Raw genomic sequence first — 22,620 nt, 5'->3', positions numbered from 1 at the left:
CGCGCGGCCCGCGTCAGCGCGCGACCTGCACCGGCAGCGGTCGCACCGCATCCCGGAGCGTGGTGGCCAGGGCGATGCGGCGGGCGGGGGCCGGGTCGGCGAAGTCGCCGGTGGCCAGGTCCTCGTTACGGCCGGTCTCGACCCGTAGCGCGGTACGCGGCAGCAGCGTCACCCCGAGCCCGCCGCCGACGAGTTGCACCAGCGTGGAGAGCCCGGCGGCCCCTGGGACGCCTCGATCTGAAGGCTCCAGAAGAACGCCCCGCTCGTATGGCGGTGCCGGCCTCAAAGTCGTGGGTACGATTCCGGGCGAGTTCCGCCCCCGGAGCCACTGGGCCTCCCGCCAGGCGAGCAGGTCCCCACACCAGCCGCCAACGGACGTCCCCGACAGCGCAGAGGCCATCGCGACACCATCCGCGACCAGGCAGCGCCACATCCGACTGCCGCCCCGTCAGCTCGATCCAGCACGGATCCAGCAGCGGTAGGGATGATCAGGGATGACAACAGGTGACGAGACGTCAGGTGATCCAGCAATGGCTATGGCGGCGGGGTCGGCCCCGCTAGGGACCGACCCCGCCTGACCTGCGCATTTGCCAGATCGTCACGTCGATGCTAGGGCGGTGACTAAACGTTGAAGCGGAACTCCACCACGTCCCCGTCCTGCATCACATAGTCCTTGCCCTCCATGCGGGCCTTGCCCGCCGAGCGGGCCTCGGCTACCGAGCCGGTGGCGAGGAGGTCCTCGTAGGAGATGACCTCGGCCTTGATGAAGCCCTTCTGGAAGTCGGTGTGGATCACACCGGCCGCCTCGGGGGCCGTGGCGCCCTTCTTGATGGTCCAGGCGCGGGATTCCTTGGGGCCGGCGGTGAGGTAGGTCTGCAGGCCCAGGGTGTCGAAGCCGACGTGGGCGAGGGTGGCGAGGCCGGGTTCTTCCTGGCCTACGGACTGGAGGAGCTCCAGGGCCTCGGCCTCGTCCAGCTCGGCGAGGTCGGCCTCCAGCTTGGCGTTGAGGAAGATCGCCTCGGCGGGGGCGACGAGGGCGCGCTGTTCGGCCTTGAAGGACTCGTCGGTGAGCTCGTCCTCGTCGACGTTGAAGACGTAGAGGAAGGGCTTGGTGGTGAGCAGGTGCAGCTCGTGGAGGAGGGCGGCGCGCTCGCTGCCCTGGACGATGCCGGCGGAGAAGAGGGTGCGGCCCTCGTCGAGGATGGCCTTGGCCTCTTCGACGGCCTTGACCTGGGGCTGCTTGTCCTTCTTGATCCGGGACTCCTTGACCAGGCGCGGCAGCACCTTCTCGATGGTCTGGAGGTCGGCGAGGATCAGCTCGGTGTTGATCGTCTCGATGTCGCTCTTCGGCGAGATCTTGCCGTCGACGTGGACGACGTTCTCGTCCTTGAAGGCGCGGATGACCTGGCAGATGGCGTCGGACTCACGGATGTTCGCCAGGAACTTGTTGCCCAGGCCCTCGCCCTCCGAGGCGCCCTTGACGATGCCCGCGATGTCGACGAAGTCGACGGTGGCGGGGAGCTTGCGGGCCGAGCCGAAGATCTCGGCGAGCTTGTCCAGGCGGGGGTCGGGGACGCCGACCACGCCGACGTTGGGCTCGATGGTGGCGAACGGGTAGTTGGCCGCCAGCACGTCGTTCTTGGTCAGGGCGTTGAAAAGGGTCGACTTGCCGACATTCGGCAGACCGACGATTCCGATCGTGAGCGACACGTTGGCGACTTCCCGTAACTTCCCGTGGTCGGGATGTGAGGACAGAGGACGGACCCCGGCGGGGCCGGTCCACCAGTCTACGGGGCCGCCCCCGATCACCCGGCCGATCACCCGGCCGGGCTGACAATCGGTCGAACACACTGCCAAGGTCCTGCGAAGGGCGTGTCCAAGACCGGATTCCCGCCCTCCAGCCGCCTACGTTGGTCGGGTGGAGCAATACAGCACGCGTACGCCCCGCCGCGCGGCGGCCCCGTCGCCCCGCCCGGCCGCGGACGACACGTATACCGGCCGGGGCCGAGGCACGGGCCAGGGCCGTGGGCGGCCCGGCGGCCCGGTCCGGGATGCCCGGCCGCCCGCGCGGCGGACGGGGCCGTCCGGTCCGGCCGCGGCGCTGCCCGCCGCCCTGCGGCGGGCCCGGGGGCTGTCCCTCCCGGGCCCCCGGCTGACCGGGCTGGGCGCGGGGCTGCTGACCGCGCTCACGATGCTGGGCATCGGCTGCCTGGACGCGCTGCTGTTCTCCAGCTCACCCACCGTGTACAGCGTGCTGTTCCTGCCGGCCTGCGCGGCCTGCGGACTGTGGGTGCGCCCGGCCGATCTGCTGGCGGCGCCGGTGACGGCGCCGCTGGCCTATACGGCCGGGCTGCTGCCGATCAACGACGGTTCCGCCGGGTTCGGCGGACAGGCGGTGGGGGTGTTCACCGCACTGTCGCTGCAGGCCGGCTGGCTCTACGCGGGGACGCTGCTGACCGTGGTGATCGTGCTCGTACGGCGGGCCGTGCTGGTCACCCGGCGTCGTCGGCAGCAGCGGCCGCGGCCATCGCGGCACCCACGATCCCCGCGTTATTCTGCAGCTGCGCAGGCACGATCTCGGCCCTGACGCCCTCGATCAGCGGCAGGAACTTGTCCGCCTTACGGCTCACCCCGCCGCCCAGCACGAAGCGCTCCGGTGAGAAGAGCATCTCCAGGTGATGGAGGTACTTCTGCACCCGGCGCGCCCAGTGCGACCAGCTCAGCTCGTGATCGTCCTTGACCTTGGTCGAGGCCCGCTTCTCCGCCTCGTGGCCGTCCAGCTCCAGATGGCCCAGCTCGGTGTTGGCCAGCAGATGCCCGTCGGTGAAGAGCGCGCTGCCGATGCCGGTGCCGAGGGTGAGCACGATCACGGTGCCCTTGACGCCACGGGCGGCGCCGAAGGCCACCTCCGCGACCCCGGCCGCGTCCGCGTCGTTCAGCACCGTGACGGGGCAGTCCAGCCGCTCGCCGAGCTGTGACGCCAGATCGGTGCCGATCCAGCTCTTGTCGACATTCGCGGCGGTAAGGGTGACACCGTTCTTCACCACGCCCGGGAAGGTCACCCCGACCGGCCGCCCGGACCAGTCGAAATGCCGGACGACCTCCACCACACCGTCCAGGACCGCCTCGGGCGTGGACGGGTGCGGGGTGAGGACCTTATGGCGCTCCTCCACGAGCTCGCCCCGGTTCAGGTCCACCGGGGCGCCCTTGATGCCCGAACCGCCGATGTCGATGCCGAACACCTTCGCCGCGGACGCCCCCGTGGCCCCCTGGTCCTGCGTCACCGCTGGGATCCCTCCGCGTCGGCGGCGACCGCCGCGGCCTCCGGCTCACCGGCGGACGTCGCGGCCGCTGCCGCCTCCGCCCGCAGATCCCGGCGCAGCTCCTTGGGGAGCGAGAAGGTCAGGGACTCCTGCATGGGCTGGACGACCTCGACATCGCCGAAGCCGCGCTCCGCCAGCCACTCCAGGACGCCCTCGACGAGCACGTCCGGCACGGAGGCGCCCGAGGTCACGCCGACCGTGGTGACGCCTTCCAGCCATGCCTCGTCGATCTCGCTCGCGTAGTCGACCAGATGGCCGTCCTTGGCGCCCGCGCCGATGGCGACCTCCACCAGCCGCACCGAGTTGGAGGAGTTCTTGGAGCCGACCACGATGACCAGGTCGGACTCGGCGGCCACCTGCTTGATGGCGATCTGGCGGTTCTGGGTGGCGTAGCAGATGTCGTCGCTGGGCGGGCTGATGAGCTGCGGGAAGCGCTCCTTGAGCGCGTCCACGGTCTCCATGGTCTCGTCGACCGAGAGGGTGGTCTGGGAGAGCCAGACGACCTTGGACTCGTCGCGCACCTCGACGTTCTTCACATCGTCGGGGCCGTCGACCAGGGTGATGTGGTCCGGGGCCTCACCGCTGGTGCCGATGACCTCCTCATGGCCCTCATGACCGATCAGGAGGATGTCGTAGTCCTCCTTGGCGAACCGGACTGCTTCCTTGTGGACCTTGGTCACCAGAGGACAGGTGGCATCGACGGTGGCCAGCTTGCGCTCGGCGGCCTCCTCGTGGACCACCGGCGCGACACCGTGCGCCGAGAAGATCACGATGGAGCCCTCGGGCACCTCCTCCGTCTCGTCGACGAAGATGGCGCCCTTTTTCTCCAGGGTCCGGACGACGTACTTGTTGTGGACGATCTCCTTGCGCACATAGATCGGCGCGCCGTACTGCTCCAGGGCCTTCTCGACGGCGATCACGGCACGGTCGACACCGGCACAGTAGCCACGGGGGGCCGCGAGCAGGACCCGGCGGGCGGAGGTTGCAGTCATGTCCCCCATGGTAGGGGCGATGACCCCGGGGTCTGTCGGTGGTGACCGATACCCTCGCGGTCATGGCTGTCAACACGTCCGCGGAGGCGCCGATCCCGGTCGGCGAGGTGTCCCGGCTGATCGGGAGCTGGATCGACCGGCTCGGCGCGGTGTGGGTCGAGGGGCAGATCACCCAGCTTTCCCGGCGCCCGGGCGCCGGTGTGGTGTTTCTGACCCTGCGCGACCCCAGTTACGACATCTCGCTGACCGTCACCTGCTTCCGCGCCGTCTTCGACAGAATCGCGGACACGGTCACCGAGGGCGCGCGGGTCGTGGTGCACGCCAAGCCGGAGTGGTACGCGCCGCGGGGCCAGCTCTCCCTGCGGGCCGCCGAGATCCGCCCGGTGGGAGTGGGCGAACTGCTCGCGCGCCTCGAGCAGTTGAAGAAGGCGCTGGCGGCGGAGGGGCTGTTCGCGGCCGACCGCAAGAAGCCGCTGCCGTTTCTGCCGCAGTTGATAGGGCTGGTCTGCGGGCGCGCCTCGGCCGCCGAGCGCGATGTGCTGGAGAACGCACGGCTGCGCTGGCCCGCCGTCCGCTTCGAGGTGCGCAATGTGGCGGTGCAGGGGGTGCACGCGGTGCCGCAGGTGATCGAGGCGGTCAAGGAGCTCGACGCGCTGCCGGAAGTGGATGTGATCGTGGTGGCGCGCGGCGGCGGCAGTGTGGAGGATCTGCTGCCGTTCTCCGATGAGCAGCTGGTGCGGGCGGTGGCCGCGTGCCGTACGCCGGTGGTCTCCGCGATCGGCCATGAGCCGGACTCACCGCTGCTCGACCTGGTCGCCGATCTGCGCGCCTCCACGCCCACCGACGCGGCGAAGAAGATCGTGCCGGATGTGGGCGAGGAGCTGATGCGCGTCCAGCAGCTTCGGGAGCGCGCGCTGCGCAGTGTGCACGGGCTGCTGGACCGGGAGGAGCGCGGGCTGGCCGCCGCGCTGGCCCGCCCGTGCATGCGGGAGCCGCACCGCATGGTGGACGAGCGCGCGGAGCGGATCACGGCGGTGCTGGAGCGCGCCCGCCGCTGCCTGGGCCATCTGCTGGACCGGGCCGACTCCGAGCTGGCCCACACCCAGGCGCGGGTGGTGGCCCTCTCCCCCGCCGCGACGCTGCGGCGGGGCTATGCGGTGCTGCAGCATCCCGACGGCTCGGTGGTGCGGGCGGCCGACGAGGTCACGGAGGGCGAGGAGCTGCGGGCGCGGGTCGCCGAGGGCGAGTTCCGGGCGCGTGTCGCTGTCGGTCCGGCTGAATAGGGTGAGGGGCATGGCGAAGACGGACGAGCAGGCCGAGCAGACCGCGCAGAGCGCACCGCGGGCGGAGACCACGCTCGGCTATGAGCAGGCGCGGGACGAGCTGGTCGAGGTGGTCCGCCGCCTGGAGGCGGGCGGCACCAGCCTGGAGGAGTCGCTCGCGCTGTGGGAGCGGGGCGAGGAGCTGGCGAAGGTCTGCCGCCGCTGGCTGGAGGGCGCGCGGGCGCGGCTGGACGCGGCGCTGGCGGACGAGACGGACGCGGACGAGGACGGGGGCGGGGGCGGGGGCGGGGGCGCCGAAGGCGCGGAGCGCGCGGCGGAGGGATGACCGCCGGCGGTCTATCGCTCGCCCCTTATTGCGCGCCGCCGACCGGCCCGGCTGGGTTTATGGCCGGGACCGACCGGCCCGGCTCGGATTATGCCCGCCGTCGCACGGCCGGGCTCGGTTGTTGCCCGCCGTCGGCCCGGCCCTGCTCGATCGCGCCGTCCACATATCGCGCTCGCTTGCTGTCCGCCGTCTAACGGCCGCGCTCGATTGGCACCGTCGACCTCGCCCGCGCCGCCGACCGGCCGCAGTCGATCACGCCGTCCACGGCCGCGCTCATCGCGCCGTCCACCTGCCGCGCCCGATTGCTGGCCGTCTTCGACCGGCCGCCGTCGACCGCCAGCCGTCCACCGGCCGCGCTCGATCACCCGCCGTCGACGGCCGCCCTTCACCGTCCGCAGTCGGTCCCGGCCGCCGTCGACCCCGGCCCCCCTCGACCCACCGCCGTCGCACGGCCGCACTCGGTTGACCGCGCCCCGCCCAGGCGCGCTGCGCACTGTGATTCGGAGCACCATCCGCACCCTGCGCCAACTTTTTAGTTGAACATTAATCTAAGCGCCGTACAGTAGAAGCCGTCAGCGATATCCCCGCTTATGCAGAGGTTTCTTCCATGGCACTCGTACTCGACCCCGCCGCTCAGGACCTTCTCTTCCGTGAGGCCCGCACCGCGAACACCTTCACCGACGAGCCGGTGACCGAGGAGCAGGTCCAGGCGATCTACGACCTGATCAAGTACGCGCCGACCGCGTTCAACCAGTCGCCGCTGCGCGTCGTGCTGGTCCGTTCCCCCGAGGCCCGTGAGCGTCTGGTCCAGCACATGGCCGAGGGCAACCAGGCCAAGACCTCCACCGCGCCGCTGGTGGCGATCCTCGCCGCGGACAACGAGTTCCACGAGGAGCTGCCCGCGCTCTTCCCGCACTTCCCGCAGGCCAAGGACGTCTTCTTCGCCGAGCGCGCCGCCCGTGAGCAGGCCGCCGGGCTGAACGCCTCGCTGCAGGCCGGTTACTTCATCCTGGGCATCCGCGCCGCCGGTCTCGCCGCCGGCCCGATGACCGGTTTCGACGCCGCCGGGGTCCAGAAGGAGTTCCTGGACGAGGACCACACCCCGCTGGTGGTCATCAACATCGGCAAGCCGGGCGAGGACGCCTGGTTCCCCCGTGGCCCGCGCCTGGACTACGACGAGGTCATCACCACGGTCTGATCGGCCACAGGCCACAGAGACACGAGCCACAAGCCACAAGCCGAAGGGCGTGGCCCGAACCATCGGTCCGGGCCACGCCCTTCGGCCGTCGCGCTCAGCCCTTCTTCTCGGTGAGCGCGGCGGCCATCTTCGTCAGTTGCCCGTACGACGCCGTCCCGGTGACCACCGTCGTCACGCCCGGCTTCTGGCGCACCAGCGCGTCGTACTTGTCGCCCTCGTAGCGGACCCACTCATCGCCGTCGATCCGCTGTGTGCGCTTCGTCTCCCGCGCCTGCTGTGTGACCTCTTCCACGAACGGCACGGGCTTGCCGTCGCTCTGCTCGACCGCGATGTACTCCTCGTCCTGGTCGAGGAAGCCGAGGTGCCAGAGCGCGCCGTCCGGCTCGGCGGCCGGGCGGTAGGTCACCGACGTCGCGCGCCAGCCCTTGGGCAGGCTCCCGGACTCGGGGGCGGCCACCGGGTACGGGGCGGCGCGGCGGGCCGTGTCCAGCTCCACGCGGTAGTCCACCGTCTTCACCCCGGAGCCCTTGGCGCCCTCGTCGTGCGGGATGCCGAAGAGGTAGATGCCCGCCGCGACGACGCCGATCGCCGCCAGCGACAGCACCATGTCCCGGACCGTCTCTTTGCCACGCATACCTGCCACGCCCCCTATCGTCCCTCATCCGGTCGCCGCACCTCGCAACAGGGCCGTGCTCATGCGTGGGGCTGTCTGCTCACTTAGCCAATCAGCGGATAAGGTCATGAACACCCTCACCCTCCTAGCCCCCTGCGGGAAGGAGGGACTTCCCGGTCCGTCGCCGTACAGAAAGGTGCGCTCCGATGACCGAGCATCATCTCCCCTCCCCGCTCGAGGTCAGCCCCGAGGCTCCCGATCGCAACCTCGCCCTGGAACTCGTCCGGGTCACCGAGGCGGGCGCCATGGCCTCCGGCCGCTGGGTGGGCCGCGGCGACAAGAACGGCGCCGACGGCGCCGCCGTGAAGGCCATGCGCTCCCTCGTGCACACCGTCTCGATGAACGGCGTCGTCGTCATCGGAGAGGGGGAGAAGGACGAGGCGCCGATGCTCTTCAACGGTGAGCGCGTGGGCGATGGCACCGGCCCGGAGTGCGACGTGGCCGTGGACCCCGTGGACGGCACCACGCTCACCGCGAAGGGCATGGCCAACGCCGTCTCCGTGCTCGCGGTCGCCGAGCGCGGCACCATGTTCGACCCGTCGGCCGTCTTCTACATGGACAAGCTGGTCACCGGCCCCGACGCCGCCGAGTTCGTCGACATCACGGCGCCCCCCGGCGTGAACATCCGCCGGATCGCCAAGGCCAAGAAGTCCAGCCCCGAGGACGTCACCGTCGTGGTCCTCGACCGCCCCCGCCACGAGGGCATCGTCAAGGAGATCCGGGAGGCGGGCGCCCGGATCAAGTTCATCTCCGACGGCGATGTGGCCGGCGCGATCATGGCCGCGCGCGAGAGCACCGGTGTGGACCTGCTGCTGGGCGTCGGCGGTACGCCGGAGGGCATCATCGCGGCCTGCGCGATCAAGTGCCTCGGCGGCACCATCCAGGCCAAGCTGTGGCCCAAGGACGACGAGGAGCGGCAGCGCGCCCTCGACGCGGGCCACGACCTCGACCAGGTCCTCGAGACCGACGACCTGGTCAGCGGCGACAATGTGTTCTTCGTCGCGACCGGCATCACCGATGGGGATCTGCTGCGCGGGGTGCGGTACCGCGCGGAGACCGCCACCACCCAGTCGCTGGTCATGCGGTCCAAGTCGGGGACCATCCGGCAGATCGACTCCACCCACCGGCTGGCCAAGCTGCGCGCCTACGCCGCCGTCGACTTCGAACGGCCAAGCTGAGCGCGCGACAGCACGTAACGCGAACAGGATCTCACGCGGACGGCGCCTAGCGCGGACGGCACATGACAAGGGCCGGGTCCCGCCTCCCGGCGGGGCCCGGCCCAGGTCCCGAAGAGTTCAGCCCGCGGCGGCGACCTGCACCGCGCGCTGCAGCTCCGCCTCCCGCCGCCGGCGGCGGGCCAGCACGACCCGGCGCTCGGCCGCGGTCAGCCCGCCCCACACGCCGTACGGCTCGGGCTGCAGCAGTGCGTGCTCCCTGCACTCGACCATGACCGGGCAGCGCGCACAGACGCGCTTGGCGGCCTCTTCCCGCGACAGCCTGGCAGCCGTGGGCTCCTTGGAAGGAGCGAAGAACAGCCCGGCCTCGTCCCGTCGGCACACCGCCTCCGAGTGCCAGGGGCCGGCCTGATCCCGCGCGGGGACGCGCTGCGGGGGCACGGCGGCTTCCAGCAGGGGCTGATGCGGTTGCAGCACGGTCTACTCCTGACGACGGCTCCGGTGGTCACCCTTGCCCGCCTCGAGGTGTACGGCCCCGTGAGCACCCCCATCAGCCGTACGAGAGACGATGCACCAAGCCTTACCCGCTGTGCGCGCGCTTATGCACACCGTTGTCCCACCCGGAACTTCCCGCGCGCATGCTCGTTCTTCAGGGCTTATGCCCGAAGGTTCTTCAGCCGCTTCCCCCGCTTGGGCTTGGCCTCGACACCGCCGAAGACCGCGAACCCGGTGACGTGGATCACCGGTGCGTCGGGGTCCTGCGCCTCGTACGTCCTGACGTCGAAGCCGCCGAGGATGCCCGCGCCCGAGCCGCGGAGCGAGACGTTCTCCGGGACCTTGATGTCCACGCCACCGAAGGCGGCCACGACATTGATGACGATCTCCCGGTGCTCGAAGACCGCCTCGGTCAGATCGATTTCGACGCCGCCGAAGACCGCCAGGGCGTTCGTACGGCGCCTGACCCGCCAGCGGCCCTTGCGCGTCGAACCGCCGAAGACCGCCACCAGGTTCTCCGACTCGGGCACGGTGCGCGCCCAGTCCGTCTCCGCGTCGCGCGCCTGCGCCGAGCCGGCGCCGCGGGCGGGGGCGACGGGCAGATCGCGCACCAGGGGCTCCAGCTCGCCGAGGGTCTTGGCGCGATAGACCGCGTCGATCCGCTCGGCGTGCTCCTCGGGCTCCAGCCGCCCCTCGGCGAGGGCCTCCCGCAGGATGTCCGCGATCCGGTCGCGGTCCGCGTCGGACGCGCGAAGCTCCGCCTCCGCGACGGGCGCGGACGCCGGGACCGGGACCGGGGTCGGAGCCGAGGCGGCCGCGGGGGCGGGTGCGGGGGCGGATTTGGTCAGGGTCACGGGCTGCTGCTCATCCACGGACTCAGGGTATCCAGTCGCGATCTATCGCGACTAGGGGACGATCCCTGACGTCTCCCTGATCCTTTCCCCTACCGGTCCCCGCGCCCGCTACTGAGCCCTACCTCACAGGTCCCGTTCCGCCGCCCCGTTCTACGCTTGTGGACGCGCTGTCGACGAAGTCAGCCGAAGCCCTGTCGAGTGAGGAATGGCCGCGATGCCCCCCGTCTCCCGTCCCGCCCACCCAGCGTTTGCCTATGCGGACCTGCTGCCCCTGGGAGAAGACACCACGCCCTACCGCCTGGTGACCTCCGACGGCGTGAGCACCTTCGAGGCCGATGGGCGCACCTTCCTGAAGGTCGAGCCGGAGGCGCTGCGCAGGCTCGCGGCCGCGGCGATGCGCGACATCTCGCACTATCTGCGCCCCGCCCACCTCGCCCAGCTCCGCCGCATCCTCGACGACCCGGAGGCCAGCGCCAACGACCGCTTCGTCGCGCTGGACCTGCTGAAGAACGCCAACATCGCGGCCGCCGGGGTGCTCCCGATGTGCCAGGACACCGGCACCGCGATCGTCATGGGCAAGCGCGGGCAGAACGTGCTGACCGAAGGCGGCGACGAGGAGGCCCTGTCGCGGGGCGTCTTCGACGCGTACACCAAGCTCAATCTGCGCTACTCCCAGATGGCCCCGCTGACCATGTGGGAGGAGAAGAACACCGGCTCCAACCTGCCCGCGCAGATCGAGCTGTACGCGACCGACGGCGGCGCCTACAAGTTCCTCTTCATGGCCAAGGGCGGCGGTTCGGCCAACAAGTCCTTCCTCTACCAGGAGACGAAGGCGGTGCTGAACGAGGCATCGATGATGAAGTTCCTGGAGGAGAAGATCCGCTCGCTGGGCACGGCCGCCTGCCCGCCGTACCACCTGGCGATCGTGGTCGGCGGCACCAGCGCCGAGTACGCGCTCAAGACCGCCAAGTACGCCTCCGCGCACTACCTGGACGAACTGCCCGCCGAGGGCTCCCCGACCGGCCACGGCTTCCGCGACAAGGAGCTGGAGGAGAAGGTCTTCGAGCTGACGCAGAAGATCGGGATCGGCGCGCAGTTCGGCGGCAAGTACTTCTGCCATGACGTCCGGGTGGTCCGGCTGCCGCGCCACGGCGCCTCCTGCCCGGTCGCGATCGCCGTCTCGTGCTCCGCCGACCGCCAGGCGCTCGCCAAGATCACGCCGGAGGGCGTCTTCCTGGAGCAGCTCGAGACCGACCCGGCGCGCTTCCTGCCGGAGACGACGGACGAGGAGCTGACCAAGGGCGCGGGCCCGGACCTGGACGCGGTCGCCATCGACCTCAACCGGCCGATGGACGACGTCCTGGCCGAGCTGACCAGGCACCCGGTCAAGACCCGGCTCTCGCTCACCGGCACGCTGGTCGTCGCCCGGGACATCGCGCACGCGAAGATCAAGGAGCGGCTGGACGCGGGCGAGGAGATGCCCGAGTACCTGAAGAACCACCCGGTCTACTACGCGGGCCCGGCCAAGACCCCCGAGGGCTACGCCTCCGGTTCGTTCGGCCCGACGACGGCGGGCCGGATGGACGCGTACGTCGAGCAGTTCCAGGCGGCGGGCGGCTCGAAGGTCATGCTGGCCAAGGGCAACCGCTCGAAGCAGGTCACCGACGCGTGTGCCGCGCACGGCGGCTTCTACCTGGGCTCGATCGGCGGTCCGGCGGCGCGGCTGGCCCAGGACTGCATCAAGAAGGTGGAGGTCCTCGAGTACGAGGAGCTGGGCATGGAGGCGGTCTGGAGGATCGAGGTCGAGAACTTCCCGGCGTTCATCGTGGTGGACGACAAGGGGAACGACTTCTTCCAGGATCCGGCGCCGCAGCCGACGTTCACGAGTATTCCGGTGCGGGGGCCGGGGGTGGCGTAACGCCTGCGGGGCGGCGGGGGCGTGGATGCGCCCCCGCCGCCCTTACCCGTCCCATCCCGGGGGCTCCGCCCCCAGGCCCCCGCCCGGCCCGGGACGGGCCTTGTCCTCAAGCGCCGGACGGGCTGGATCAGGGGCTCCGCCCCCTGGACCGCCGACCGGCCCTGGGCGGGACTCGTCCTCAAGCGCCGGACGGGCTGGATTACCCGGGACCGCCCTGTCCTCAAGCGCCGGACGGGCTGGGACAGGGGCCTGGGCGGGGCTCGTCCAAAGGCGGGACGGGCTGGGCATTCAGCCTCTCAGTGCTGCCTCGAAGGCGCCGGGGCGCTGGAGGACGCCGCTGCAGCGCGTGTTCGGGACGACGTTCTCGGCCGTCTCGGGGCCCGCGGCACCGGCCGTGGGGGCGGCGGGGGTGGCCGACTGGGTCATTTCCGGGGTGCACGGCTGGTCGCGTTCGGCGGACCACATCGACAGCCGTCCGATCCCCTTGTCCGCGGCGAACCGCGCCAGCCCGGACGCGTCCTCCAGCGTGAAGGTCTCGCCGGTGACGTCGTTGACCCCGATCATCGGCGTCACGGCGAGCACCTTCCAGGCGGCGGCGTCGGACATGCCGAGCACCTCGCGGATCCGGGCCTGCGCGGCGGTGGCCGCCTGGACGGCGTAGTCGCCCATGTCGCCCGTATGGTCCCCGCTGTAGTTCATCGCCATGATGTTGACGGTCGAGAGGATGACCCCCTCCTGTTTGGCGGCCTCCAACTGGGCGACGCTCTCGGCGGTCAGCCCGTCGGGCATGGCGGGCAGGGTGAAGGAGATGTTCAGGCCCTCGTGGGTGCGCTGGATCAGCGCGAGCGCCTGGGCGCGGCGGGCGGCCGCCTCGGTGTTGGCGAGCGCCTCGCCCTCGAGGTCGAAGTCGATCCGGTGCGCCTGGTATCGCTCGATCACCTCGGTGTAGGCGGAGGCGAGTTCGGGGACGTCGGTGCAGACGGTGGCGAGCTCGGTGCCCTCGGCGCCGCCGAAGGAGATCCGTACGTCGCCGCCCGCCCGGCGGACGCCCTCGACCCGGGCCTCGAGCGCCGGGTCCTCGGGCGAGGTGCCGCCGTCCCACGCCGGGGTGCAGCCGTCGCCCGCGACGACGAAGCCCAGCGTGAACTCCTTGACTCCGCGCGCGGCCGCGGCGGCCATGTCGTACGCCGAGTCCGACCAGGCGTTGACGTACGGCACGAACTCGGCGGGCGTCCGTGCCGCGGGGGGCTGCGACGCCTGCGGCTGTGAGGGCGCGGCGTGCGGCTCGGGCGACTGCTTGTGGTGTCCCGCCCATACGGCGATGGTGGCGCAGACCACCGCGCCGGCCACGGCGATTCCGCTCATGCGGGGGCTGGCCCTCATGGCTCTGGCTCCTTCTTGAGGTCCGGTACGAGGCGCCGGGGGCTGCGCCGCCCGTGCCGTTCTCCGCGCCAAACCTCGCATATTCAGTGAAGCCTACTGAACTATGACACACCGCATGTTTGACTTATATGTCGCATGTCGTATTTTCTGCATTAGCCTCTTCCGTATGGATCCTCAGTCAGATGTGGCCGAGCGCGCGCCTTCGCGTCCCCTCCGCGCTGACGTGGCCCGGAAGGGGCCCGTGTTCGTGGACCTCTCCGGGCGCCGTGGCCGATTCGTACGACATGTGGGCGTAGTCGCGGGGGCCGCCTGCCTCGGCTATTCGGCGGTCCTGGGGTTGGGCTACGCGGGCGGTACGCCATTCGCGCCGCAGACGCTGATCCCCGGGCATCCCGTCGCCACCGAGGCGTTCGGCCGGGAGCCGAAGCACACCCCGGAGGGGCGTTCGGGGCCCTCCGGATCGCATGAGCGGCCCGACGACGAGTACGAGTACGCGCCGACCCACCGTCAGCATCAGCGCCACCGGTACGACTCCGAGCGCCCGGAGCCCCAGTCCGCCCGGCAGCCCATCGCCCTTCCCCCCGTCACCACCCGGCCGCGGCCCGCGCCTCCGCAGCCCGCCCCGCCCAAGGCCCACCGCGCGGCGCCGCGGCACTCCCCCGCGCACCCCCGCCCCGGCGCCCGCGAGTCCGCCGAGGGGCACCGGCCCGCCAAGCACCGCAAGCACGCCCACGCGCCCTCGCATCCGGCCGCCCACCCGTCCGCCAAGCACCCCGCGGACGCGTCGCACACCCCGCCGAAGAAGCACTCCGACGCCGCCGAGCCACCGGCCAAGGGCTCCGGCCACCCGCAGGCCCCCGGCCGCACCACGAAGCCCGGCCACGCCAAGTCCCCCCAGAAGCCCCAGACCCAGAAGCCCCCGCAGGCCGACCCGCCCAAGCCCCCGAAGGGCCCCCAGGGGCCCGCCGGAGGCGGCGCCCCGGCCGGTGGGCCGGGCGCCCCCGAAGCCGACGGCGAGGGGTCATGACCGGCGGCAGACCGCCGAGGCTGCCCAGGCCGCGCCGCCGACCCCCCGCGCCCCGTCAGGACGGCTCGTCCCGCACGGCGTTCCGGCTGACCGGCTCCGGGCGCCGCGCCGCGAGGCTCACCGGCAGACTCCGGGTCATGGGCAGGCTCAGGCTCACGGGCAGGCTCCGCACCCCCAAGCTGTCCAAAGCTGACGGCCACACTCCCAAGCTCCGTACCGTCAAGCTGCGAAAGCTCCGTACCCGCACCCGCATGGTGCTCGCCCTCGCGACCCTGCTCGCGCTGGTATGCACCCTGCTGCTGGACGGCTATCTGCACGCCGAGGTCGGCAACGACGCCCGGGTGTACCGCTCACACGCCTCGCGCACCGTCCCCGACCGGCTGCGCAAGGGCGGGCCGGTGATCACCTTCGGCCGGAAGGGGAAGGCCACCGAGCACGCCATCCCGTCCAGGACCATCGCGCTGACCTTCGACGACGGCCCGGACCCCCGCTGGACCCCGAAGATCCTCGACGTACTGCGCCGCCACAAGGTGCGGGGGACCTTCTTCGTGCTGGGCCAGATGGTGATCCGCCATCCGGAGCTGGTCCGCCGGATGCGGGCCGCGGGCCATGAGGTCGGGGTGCACACCTTCTCCCATGTCGACCTGTCGTACCAGGACAAGGGGCGCATGGACCGCGAACTGGCCCAGTCCCAGCTCGCCCTGGCCGGTGCGGCGGGCATCACCAGCTCGCTCTTCCGGGCGCCGTACGCCTCCAAGGTCCGCGCGCTGGACGACCGCACCTGGCCGGTGCAGCAGCACATCGGCTCCAAGGGCTACATCAGCGCGTTCGTGGACGCCGACAGCGAGGACTGGCAGCGGCCCCCGGTCAAGGAGATCGTCCAGAACGCCACTCCCGAGGGGAAGAAGGGCGCGTCCGTGCTCTTCCACGACGCGGGCGGCAACCGCGCGCGGACCGTGACGGCCCTGGGGCTGTACATCGAGCGGATGCAGAAGAAGGGCTACTCCTTCACCACCGTCACCGGCGCGCTCGGCGCCCACAGCGCCAACCACCCGGCGCACACCCTGCCGATCTGGGAGGGCCGGGCGCTGATCTGGGCCGCCGCGTTCACCCACGACGCGCTCCCGTTCCTGATGGGGCTGCTGGGCCTGGTGGGCTTCTCGGTGATCGGGCGGCTGCTGCTGATGGTGCTCCTCGCCTGGTGGCACCGGCGCTCGCGGGAGCGGCGGCGCTGGAGCCGGGTGCAGGAGGTGACCGATCCGGTGAGCGTGATCGTGCCCGCGTACAACGAGAAGGAGTGCATCGCCAACACCCTGAGGTCGCTGTCCGCCTCCACCCACCCGATCGAGATCCTGGTTGTGGACGACGGCTCCACCGACGGCACCGCCGATATCGCCGAGGCGATGGGGCTGCCCAACGTGCGAGTGCTGCGCCAGGCCAACGCGGGCAAGCCCGCCGCGCTCAACCGGGGCATCGCCCACGCCGGCCACGAGCTGATCGTGATGATGGACGGCGACACCGTCTTCGAGCCCACCACCATCCGTGAGCTGGTCCGTCCGTTCGCCGACTCGCGGGTGGGCGCGGTCGCGGGCAACGCCAAGGTGGGCAACCGGGGCAAGCTGATCGGCGCCTGGCAGCACATCGAGTATGTGATGGGCTTCAACCTCGACCGGCGGATGTACGACCTGCTGCGCTGCATGCCCACCATCCCCGGCGCGATCGGCGCCTTCCGCCGCCGGGCGCTGCTGGAGGCGGGGGGCATGAGCGCGGACACCCTGGCCGAGGACACCGACATCACCATCGCCCTGCACCGGGCCGGGTGGCAGGTGGTCTACCAGGAGCACGCCCGCGCCTGGACCGAGGCGCCCAGCTCCCTCGGCCAGTTGTGGAAGCAGCGCTACCGCTGGAGTTACGGCACCATGCAGGCGCTGTGGAAGCACCGCCGCTCGCTGATCGACCGGGGGCCCTCGGGGCGGTTCGGCCGGGTGGGGATGCCGCTGGTGGTGCTGTTCCAGATCCTCACCCCGCTGTGCGCGCCGCTGATCGACCTCTTCACCCTCTACGGGGTGATCTTCCTGGACCCGGTGCGCTCGCTGCTGGCCTGGGGCGCGCTGCTGCTGGTGCAACTCCTGGGCGCGGCGTACGCGTTCCGGCTGGACCGGGAGGACTACCGGGCACTGGCCGTACTGCCGCTGCAGCAGATCGCCTACCGCCAGTTGATGTATCTGGTGCTGCTGCACTCCTGTGTCACCGCGGCGACCGGCGCCCTGCTGCCGTGGCAGAAGCTCAAGCGCACCGGCGAGGTGGACACGCCGCGGGCGCCGGAGGCCGTACGGTGACCGGGCTCACTTGTTCGGCACGGCGGGCGCGGGAACACGGGGTGGCGTGATGACGCTGTGCTGGACGGAGGTGTCCCCATGACCGACGAGAGCCACCGCGACGACAGCCCCCGGGAGGGCTACCGCATCGAGCACGACTCGATGGGAGAGGTCAGGGTCCCGGCGCACGCCAAGTGGCGCGCCCAGACCCAGCGGGCGGTGGAGAACTTTCCCGTCAGCGGGCAGCGGCTGGAGCGGGCGCATATCGAGGCGCTGGCCCGCATCAAGGGCGCGGCCGCCCTGGTCAACGCGGATCTGGGCGTGGTGGACAAGGACATCGCGGGGGCCATCGCGGAGGTGGCGGCTCAGGTCGCCGAGGGCCGCTGGGACGATCACTTCCCGGTGGACGTCTTCCAGACCGGCTCCGGCACCTCGTCCAATATGAACACCAATGAGGTGCTGGCCACCCTGGCGACCGAGCGCCTGGGCCGTCCGGTGCACCCCAATGACCATGTGAACGCCAGCCAGTCCTCCAACGACGTCTTCCCCTCGTCGATCCACATCGCGGCCACCGCGGCCGTCACCCGCGATCTGATCCCGGCCCTGGCCCATCTGGCGGAGGCGCTGGAGCGCAAGGCGGCCGAGTTCGCGGAGGTGGTCAAGGCGGGGCGCACCCATCTGATGGACGCCACTCCGGTGACCCTCGGTCAGGAGTTCGGCGGCTACGCGGCCCAGGTGCGGTACGGGATCGAGCGGCTGCGCGCCGCGCTCCCCCGGCTGGCCGAGCTGCCGCTGGGCGGTACGGCGGTGGGCACCGGGATCAACACCCCGCCCGGGTTCGCCGCCGCCGTCATCGCCGAGCTGGCCCGCACCACCGGGCTGCCGCTGACCGAGGCCCGGGACCACTTCGAGGCGCAGGGCGCGCGGGACGGGCTGGTCGAGACGTCCGGGCAACTGCGGACGATCGCGGTCGGCCTCACCAAGATCTCCAACGATCTGCGCTGGATGGCGTCGGGCCCCCGCACCGGGCTCGCCGAGATCGCGCTGCCCGATCTGCAGCCCGGCTCCTCGATCATGCCGGGGAAGGTCAACCCGGTGATCCCCGAGGCCACGCTGATGGTCGCGGCGCAGGTCACCGGCAATGACACCACCGTCGCCATGGCCGGGGCCGCCGGGAACTTCGAGCTCAATGTGATGCTCCCGGTGATCGCCAGGAATCTGCTGGAGTCGATCCGGCTGCTGACCAATGTCTCCCGGCTGCTCGCGGACCGCACCATCGACGGGATCACCGCCAACGTCGAGCGGGCCCGAGAGTACGCGGAGTCCTCGCCGGCCATCGTCACCCCGCTGAACCGCTACCTCGGCTACGAGGAGGCGGCGAAGGTGGCCAAGCGGTCGCTGGCGGAGCGCAAGACCATCCGGGAGGTGGTGCTGGAGTCCGGCTATGTGGAGCGCGGGCTGCTGACCCTGGAGCAGTTGGACGAGGCGCTCGACGTCCTGCGCATGACACATCCTTAGCCGGGCGTTGGCCACCGGTTGCGGCATAGGTCACGGCATCGCGGCCCCGGCGCACCTAAGATCTGCTCATGACAGCGGACATCGCGGAGACGACGGGGACGGCGGACATCGCCCGGTGGGCACCGGGTGACCATATCCTGTGGCGCTATCGGGCCAACGCCTCCGAGCTCATCCACATCTGCCGTCCCGTGACCGTCGTCGAGGACACCGCCGAGCTGCTCGCCGTCTGGCTCGCCCCCGGCACCCCCTGCGTCAAACCGCAGCTCACCGACGGCACCTCGGTGCACCACGAGCCGCTGTCCACCCGTTACACCAAGCCGCGGACCACCGCGCTGTCCCAGTGGTTCGGCACCGGGGTGCTGAAGCTGGCCCGGCCCGGCGAGCCGTGGTCGGTGTGGCTGTTCTGGGACCAGGGCTGGCAGTTCAAGAACTGGTACGTGAACCTGGAGGAGCCGCTGGTCCGCTGGGCCCGCGGGGTGGACTCCGAGGACCACTTCCTGGACATCGCGGTCTACCCCGACCATAGCTGGGAATGGAAGGACGAGGACGAGTTCGCGCAGGCGCAGCGGGCCGGGCTGATGGGCCCCGAGCAGGCGGAGCGGGTCCGGACCGCGGGCCGGGCGGCCGTGGCGGCCATCGAGTCCTGGGGACCGCCGTTCCGGGACGGATGGGAGGACTGGCGGCCCGACCCCGCATGGTCCGTGCCCGCCCTTCCGGCGGACTGGGGCCGTACGGACAAGAAGCACACCTCGGCACACTCGAGGTCATGAACCTCTTGTCGTGTCCCAGTGTTTCAAACGTAGGATCGTCGTCCGGAACACTGCCCATGCGGGACACCAGACGCCGGCGCAAGTCACGGGCGACGCACAAGATCTGACGTATTGTCACAGGAGGGGGCGGAGTCGTGAGCGGTGAGGACGCGTGCAGGGACGGTTACGAGGGCTACGAGGACTTCGACCGCCTCGCACTGGACCGCAGCGGTCAGGCGGACGCCTTCGACACCATCAGCGACCGCTATGACGAGGCCTTTCCGTACAAGGAGGGCCAGATCGCGGCCGGTCAGTGGCTGGCCGAATCGCTGCCGCCCGGCTCCCGGCTGCTCGACGTCGGCTGCGGTACGGGCCTGCCCACGGCCCGTCAGCTTGTGGACGCGGGGCACGAGGTGGTCGGGATCGACATCTCCCCGGGGATGCTCAAGCTGGCCCGGGACAATGTGCCGGAGGCCACCTTCCACCATGTGGACATCGTCGATCTGCGGGTGGGCGGACGGTACGGCCCGGGAGGCCCCCTGGAGCTCGGCCCCTTCGACGGCATCGCCGGCTACTTCACGCTGCTGCTGCTGCCCCGCCCGGAGATCCCGTACGCACTGCGGACCCTGCACGCGGTGCTCAGACCCGGGGGGCTGCTGGGGCTGGGCATGGTGGAGGCGGACATCGACGACTTCCCCATCCCGTTCCTCGGCAACTCGGTCCGGGTATCCGGTTATCTGCGGGACGAGCTGCGCCAGGTCGTACGTGAAGCGGGCTTCGAGATCCTCGGGGAGGACTCACACGCGTACGCCCCGGCCAGCACGGACGTACCACCCGAGATCCAGCTCTATCTGAACTGCCGACGACGTGCCTGACACTCGGTGCGCCCACGACCTGCGGGCGCACGGCCCCGGACGGATGGAAACCCACGCGTGACGGAGCACCCCACCTCCCACAACAGGCGGCAGGCGGCCACCTCTGCCGCCGCCCCGGGCGCGCCCGCGCCCGACGACGCGCACGGCGCGGTCCCGGACCCGCGGACCGCCGTGCGGCAGACGGCTGCCCCCGGCCAGGAGCCCGGCGGCGGCCGCCCGCGTCCTGCTGAGCCCCGTCCGGTCGGCGCCGGCCCCGCGGGCCCGGCGGCCCATGACGGACCCCCGGGCCCCGAAGGGGAGCCCGTGCCGCGCGCCAGAGAGCGCGGCGGCGCCCCCGAGCGCGGCGACAGCGCCGACCGGACGGGGCGCGGGCGCCGTGGCCGGAGCGGAGCCGACGGCACCGACGGGCAGGGAGGCGCCGCCGCGGCGCGCGGTGGCGGAGGCAGGGAGCGCCGGAACACGGCGGAGAGCGAGCACCCGGCGCAGCCGGAGCACGGCACACCGGAGGGCGAGCCTGTGTGGGACGCGGATCGCAATGCCGCAAGAGGCGCGTCGGGCCGGCCCGGAGGGCCGAGCGGCGGCACCGGCCCCGATGAACAGCCCCCGGCCGCCCAGAGCGGCGGCCGGGGCCGGGGAGTGGCGCGCCGGGGAGCCGGTGCCGGCGAGCACCCGGAGCGGGCCGGTGAGACCCACGCGGCGGCCGCCGCCGCGGGCGAGGTGGCGTACAGCGCTCCGGAGGGCGGAGTGCCCACGGTGCCGCCCGCGAGCGGCACCGCCGCCGCCGAGGCCGCCACGCGCGACCGGGGCGGCGACCGGCTGCGGTTCGTGGGGGCCGCGACCCGGCGGATCGCCCGGGGCATCGACCTGGACGAGATCGTGCTGGGCCTGTGCCGGGCCACCGTGCCCACCTTCGCCGACGCGATCCTGGTATATCTGCGCGATCCGCTGCCGGTCGGCGACGAGCGCCCGGTCGGCCCGGTGGTGCTGCGGCTGCGCCGCACCGACCGGATCCCGCTGGACCCGGACACCGAAAGCGGCCGGCTCTCCCTGCTGCCCTCCCAGCCGGATCTGTCGCCCGCCGTGGGCGGCGGCCCGGCCGCCGAGCTGTGCGAGGTGGAGGCGGGCGGTCCGCTGGCCGAGGTGCTGCGCGGGGTGCGGCCGGTGTTCGGCGACTCGCAGGCCGCCCGCGCCGCGCTGCCGGAACTGCTCGGCGAGGGCCCCTCGGTGGCGACCGGTCAGCGCACCGTGCTGGCGCCGCTGCGCGGCCGCCGCCGGGTGATCGGCGCGGCCGTGTTCGTACGCCGCCCGGACCGGCCGCCGTTCGAACCGGACGATCTGCTGGTGGCCGCGCAGCTCGCCACCCACACCGCGCTCGGCGTCGACAAGGCCGTGCTCTACGGGCGCGAGGTGTACATCGCGGACGAGCTGCAGCGCACCATGCTGCCCGACTCGCTGCCGCAGCCCACCGGCGTCCGGCTGGCCAGCCGCTATCTGCCCGCGGCCGAGACCGCGCGGGTCGGCGGCGACTGGTACGACGCGATCCCGCTGCCGGGCAACCGGGTGGCGCTGGTGGTCGGCGATGTGATGGGCCATTCGATGACCTCCGCCGCGATCATGGGCCAGCTCCGCACCACCGCGCAGACCCTGGCCGGGCTCGATCTGCCGCCGCAGGAGGTGCTGCACCACCTCGACGAGCAGGCCCAGCGGCTGGGCACCGACCGCATGGCCACCTGTCTGTACGCGGTCTACGACCCGGTCGCGCACCGCATCGTGGTCGCCAACGCGGGCCATCCGCCGCCCATTCTGCTGCACCGGGGCGGCCGCGCCGAGGTGCTGCGGGTGCCGCCGGGGGCGCCGATCGGGGTCGGCGGGGTCGACTTCGAGGCGGTCGAGCTGGACGCCCCGGCCGGGGCCACCCTGATGCTCTACACCGACGGTCTTGTCGAATCGCGGATGCGCGATGTGTGGACCGGGATCGAGCAGTTGCGGGAGCGGCTGACCGCCACCGCCCGGCTCACCGGCCCCAACCCGCCGCCGCTGGAGCCGCTGTGCGACGAGGTGCTGGACATGCTCGGCCCCGGCGACCGCGACGACGACGTGGCGCTGCTCGCCGCCCGCTTCGAGGGCATCGCGCCCAGCGATGTCGCCTACTGGTTCCTGGACCCGAAGGCGCAGACCGCCGGGCAGGCGCGCCGACTGGCCCGCCGGGCACTGGCCCGCTGGGACCTGGAGGATCTGACCGACGCGGTGGAGCTGCTGGTCAGCGAGGTGGTGACCAACGCGGTGCGCTACGCCGAGCGGCCGATCACCCTGCGGCTGCTGCGCACGGACGTCCTGCGCTGCGAGGTCGGGGACGACGTCCCCCAGTTGCCGCGGCTGCGCCAGGCCCGGCCGTCCGACGAGGGCGGCCGCGGGCTGTATCTGGTGAACCGGATGGCGCGGCGCTGGGGCGCGACCCGGCTGTCCACGGGCAAGGTCGTCTGGTTCGAGCTCGCGATGCCGTGAGGCGCACGG

19 protein-coding genes and 1 pseudogene are annotated in these 22,620 nt (G+C 71.8%); 12 read left to right on the top strand and 8 right to left on the bottom strand.

All coding sequences use genetic code 11. From position 1 onward, the window contains the following. Nucleotides 1–13: 13 nt before the first annotated feature. Both STRVI_RS05525 and ychF read right to left on the bottom strand, forming a co-directional pair. Nucleotides 14–220, bottom strand: a pseudogene (locus STRVI_RS05525) (hydrogen peroxide-inducible genes activator); the annotation flags it as partial. A gap of 401 nt (nucleotides 221–621) precedes the next feature. Next, nucleotides 622–1,710, bottom strand: a complete 1,089-nt coding sequence (gene ychF, locus STRVI_RS05520) for a redox-regulated ATPase YchF (protein ID WP_043237985.1) — start codon at nucleotides 1,708–1,710, stop codon at nucleotides 622–624. A 208-nt stretch (nucleotides 1,711–1,918) separates the two neighbouring features. On the opposite strand from ychF, the gene STRVI_RS47485 reads away from it, so the two are divergent. Beyond that, nucleotides 1,919–2,587, top strand: a complete 669-nt coding sequence (locus STRVI_RS47485) for a DUF6542 domain-containing protein (protein WP_014054630.1) — start codon at nucleotides 1,919–1,921, stop codon at nucleotides 2,585–2,587. On the opposite strand, the gene ppgK is transcribed toward STRVI_RS47485, so the two are convergent. Together ppgK and STRVI_RS05510 are read right to left on the bottom strand one after the other, a co-directional pair. Then, on the bottom strand, nucleotides 2,493–3,284 hold the full coding sequence (gene ppgK, locus STRVI_RS05515; RefSeq protein ID WP_014054629.1) for a polyphosphate--glucose phosphotransferase: 792 nt from the start codon (nucleotides 3,282–3,284) through the stop codon (nucleotides 2,493–2,495). The two genes, STRVI_RS47485 and ppgK, sit on opposite strands and share 95 nt — an antisense overlap. Next, on the bottom strand, nucleotides 3,281–4,324 hold the full coding sequence (locus STRVI_RS05510) for a 4-hydroxy-3-methylbut-2-enyl diphosphate reductase (RefSeq protein ID WP_014054628.1): 1,044 nt from the start codon (nucleotides 4,322–4,324) through the stop codon (nucleotides 3,281–3,283). Before STRVI_RS05510 ends, ppgK begins: the two co-directional genes overlap by 4 nt. A gap of 53 nt (nucleotides 4,325–4,377) precedes the next feature. On the opposite strand from STRVI_RS05510, the gene xseA reads away from it, so the two are divergent. The 3 genes from xseA to STRVI_RS05495 all read left to right on the top strand — a co-directional run bounded on the left by xseA (nucleotide 4,378) and on the right by STRVI_RS05495 (nucleotide 7,121). Further along, the gene (xseA, locus tag STRVI_RS05505; RefSeq protein WP_043237979.1) at nucleotides 4,378–5,598 is read left to right on the top strand and encodes an exodeoxyribonuclease VII large subunit; all 1,221 of its coding nucleotides are present in this window, start codon (nucleotides 4,378–4,380) and stop codon (nucleotides 5,596–5,598) included. 10 nt (nucleotides 5,599–5,608) lie between these two features. Next, on the top strand, nucleotides 5,609–5,923 hold the full coding sequence (locus STRVI_RS05500; RefSeq protein WP_014054626.1) for an exodeoxyribonuclease VII small subunit: 315 nt from the start codon (nucleotides 5,609–5,611) through the stop codon (nucleotides 5,921–5,923). Between the two features lie 607 nt (nucleotides 5,924–6,530). Further along, nucleotides 6,531–7,121 (top strand): malonic semialdehyde reductase, encoded by a 591-nt coding sequence (locus tag STRVI_RS05495; RefSeq protein ID WP_014054625.1) that lies wholly within the window; start codon nucleotides 6,531–6,533, stop codon nucleotides 7,119–7,121. A gap of 94 nt (nucleotides 7,122–7,215) precedes the next feature. On the opposite strand, the gene STRVI_RS05490 is transcribed toward STRVI_RS05495, so the two are convergent. Then, nucleotides 7,216–7,755: a DUF4245 domain-containing protein gene (locus STRVI_RS05490; RefSeq protein WP_014054624.1), complete on the bottom strand. Its 540-nt coding sequence runs from the start codon at nucleotides 7,753–7,755 to the stop codon at nucleotides 7,216–7,218. Nucleotides 7,756–7,940: 185 nt separating this feature from the next. On the opposite strand from STRVI_RS05490, the gene glpX reads away from it, so the two are divergent. Then, nucleotides 7,941–8,972, top strand: a complete 1,032-nt coding sequence (gene glpX, locus STRVI_RS05485) for a class II fructose-bisphosphatase (protein WP_014054623.1) — start codon at nucleotides 7,941–7,943, stop codon at nucleotides 8,970–8,972. Between the two features lie 117 nt (nucleotides 8,973–9,089). Here glpX and STRVI_RS05480 read toward each other — a convergent pair whose 3' ends face one another. Next, nucleotides 9,090–9,446, bottom strand: coding sequence for a WhiB family transcriptional regulator (locus STRVI_RS05480; RefSeq protein ID WP_014054622.1), 357 nt, complete (start codon nucleotides 9,444–9,446; stop codon nucleotides 9,090–9,092). A 179-nt stretch (nucleotides 9,447–9,625) separates the two neighbouring features. Then, complete coding sequence (locus STRVI_RS05475) at nucleotides 9,626–10,312, bottom strand: DUF1707 and DUF2154 domain-containing protein (protein ID WP_063644364.1); 687 nt, start codon at nucleotides 10,310–10,312, stop codon at nucleotides 9,626–9,628. Between the two features lie 220 nt (nucleotides 10,313–10,532). On the opposite strand from STRVI_RS05475, the gene STRVI_RS05470 reads away from it, so the two are divergent. Continuing rightward, entirely contained in the window at nucleotides 10,533–12,236 is a 1,704-nt protein-coding gene (locus tag STRVI_RS05470) for a fumarate hydratase (protein WP_014054620.1), read from the top strand. Nucleotides 12,237–12,524: 288 nt separating this feature from the next. Here STRVI_RS05470 and STRVI_RS05465 read toward each other — a convergent pair whose 3' ends face one another. Further along, nucleotides 12,525–13,619, bottom strand: coding sequence for a chitinase (locus STRVI_RS05465; protein WP_014054619.1), 1,095 nt, complete (start codon nucleotides 13,617–13,619; stop codon nucleotides 12,525–12,527). A gap of 166 nt (nucleotides 13,620–13,785) precedes the next feature. Here STRVI_RS05465 and STRVI_RS05460 point away from each other — a divergent pair, with 166 nt between their 5' ends. The 6 genes from STRVI_RS05460 (at nucleotide 13,786) to STRVI_RS05435 (ending at nucleotide 22,611) form a co-directional block, all read left to right on the top strand. Further along, nucleotides 13,786–14,646, top strand: coding sequence for a hypothetical protein (locus STRVI_RS05460; protein WP_150112881.1), 861 nt, complete (start codon nucleotides 13,786–13,788; stop codon nucleotides 14,644–14,646). Nucleotides 14,647–14,783: 137 nt separating this feature from the next. Next, the gene (locus STRVI_RS05455) at nucleotides 14,784–16,985 is read left to right on the top strand and encodes a bifunctional polysaccharide deacetylase/glycosyltransferase family 2 protein (protein WP_167543195.1); all 2,202 of its coding nucleotides are present in this window, start codon (nucleotides 14,784–14,786) and stop codon (nucleotides 16,983–16,985) included. A gap of 78 nt (nucleotides 16,986–17,063) precedes the next feature. Next, nucleotides 17,064–18,482 (top strand): class II fumarate hydratase, encoded by a 1,419-nt coding sequence (locus tag STRVI_RS05450; RefSeq protein WP_014054616.1) that lies wholly within the window; start codon nucleotides 17,064–17,066, stop codon nucleotides 18,480–18,482. A 68-nt stretch (nucleotides 18,483–18,550) separates the two neighbouring features. Next, complete coding sequence (gene fomD / locus STRVI_RS05445; RefSeq protein WP_014054615.1) at nucleotides 18,551–19,252, top strand: cytidylyl-2-hydroxypropylphosphonate hydrolase; 702 nt, start codon at nucleotides 18,551–18,553, stop codon at nucleotides 19,250–19,252. A 134-nt stretch (nucleotides 19,253–19,386) separates the two neighbouring features. Then, complete coding sequence (locus tag STRVI_RS05440) at nucleotides 19,387–20,106, top strand: class I SAM-dependent methyltransferase (RefSeq protein WP_014054614.1); 720 nt, start codon at nucleotides 19,387–19,389, stop codon at nucleotides 20,104–20,106. Nucleotides 20,107–20,163: 57 nt separating this feature from the next. Continuing rightward, nucleotides 20,164–22,611, top strand: coding sequence for a SpoIIE family protein phosphatase (locus tag STRVI_RS05435; RefSeq protein ID WP_014054613.1), 2,448 nt, complete (start codon nucleotides 20,164–20,166; stop codon nucleotides 22,609–22,611). Nucleotides 22,612–22,620: the final 9 nt, after the last annotated feature.

This window comes from Streptomyces violaceusniger Tu 4113, assembly GCF_000147815.2.
GTDB lineage: Bacteria > Actinomycetota > Actinomycetes > Streptomycetales > Streptomycetaceae > Streptomyces > Streptomyces violaceusniger_A.
The sequence above is the reverse complement of the archived record's forward strand: the minus strand, read 5'-3'. Positions and strand labels throughout refer to the sequence as shown.

Coding starts and splice junctions, on each gene's coding strand:
- STRVI_RS05510 (WP_014054628.1), bottom strand. CDS start 4,324: ATGGGGGACATGACTGCAACCTCCGCCCGCCGGGTCCTGCTCGCGGCC.
- xseA (WP_043237979.1), top strand. CDS start 4,378: ATGGCTGTCAACACGTCCGCGGAGGCGCCGATCCCGGTCGGCGAGGTG.
- STRVI_RS05500 (WP_014054626.1), top strand. CDS start 5,609: ATGGCGAAGACGGACGAGCAGGCCGAGCAGACCGCGCAGAGCGCACCG.
- STRVI_RS05495 (WP_014054625.1), top strand. CDS start 6,531: ATGGCACTCGTACTCGACCCCGCCGCTCAGGACCTTCTCTTCCGTGAG.
- STRVI_RS05490 (WP_014054624.1), bottom strand. CDS start 7,755: ATGCGTGGCAAAGAGACGGTCCGGGACATGGTGCTGTCGCTGGCGGCG.
- glpX (WP_014054623.1), top strand. CDS start 7,941: ATGACCGAGCATCATCTCCCCTCCCCGCTCGAGGTCAGCCCCGAGGCT.
- STRVI_RS05470 (WP_014054620.1), top strand. CDS start 10,533: ATGCCCCCCGTCTCCCGTCCCGCCCACCCAGCGTTTGCCTATGCGGAC.
- STRVI_RS05465 (WP_014054619.1), bottom strand. CDS start 13,619: ATGAGGGCCAGCCCCCGCATGAGCGGAATCGCCGTGGCCGGCGCGGTG.
- STRVI_RS05460 (WP_150112881.1), top strand. CDS start 13,786: ATGGATCCTCAGTCAGATGTGGCCGAGCGCGCGCCTTCGCGTCCCCTC.
- STRVI_RS05455 (WP_167543195.1), top strand. CDS start 14,784: ATGGGCAGGCTCAGGCTCACGGGCAGGCTCCGCACCCCCAAGCTGTCC.
- STRVI_RS05450 (WP_014054616.1), top strand. CDS start 17,064: ATGACCGACGAGAGCCACCGCGACGACAGCCCCCGGGAGGGCTACCGC.
- fomD (WP_014054615.1), top strand. CDS start 18,551: ATGACAGCGGACATCGCGGAGACGACGGGGACGGCGGACATCGCCCGG.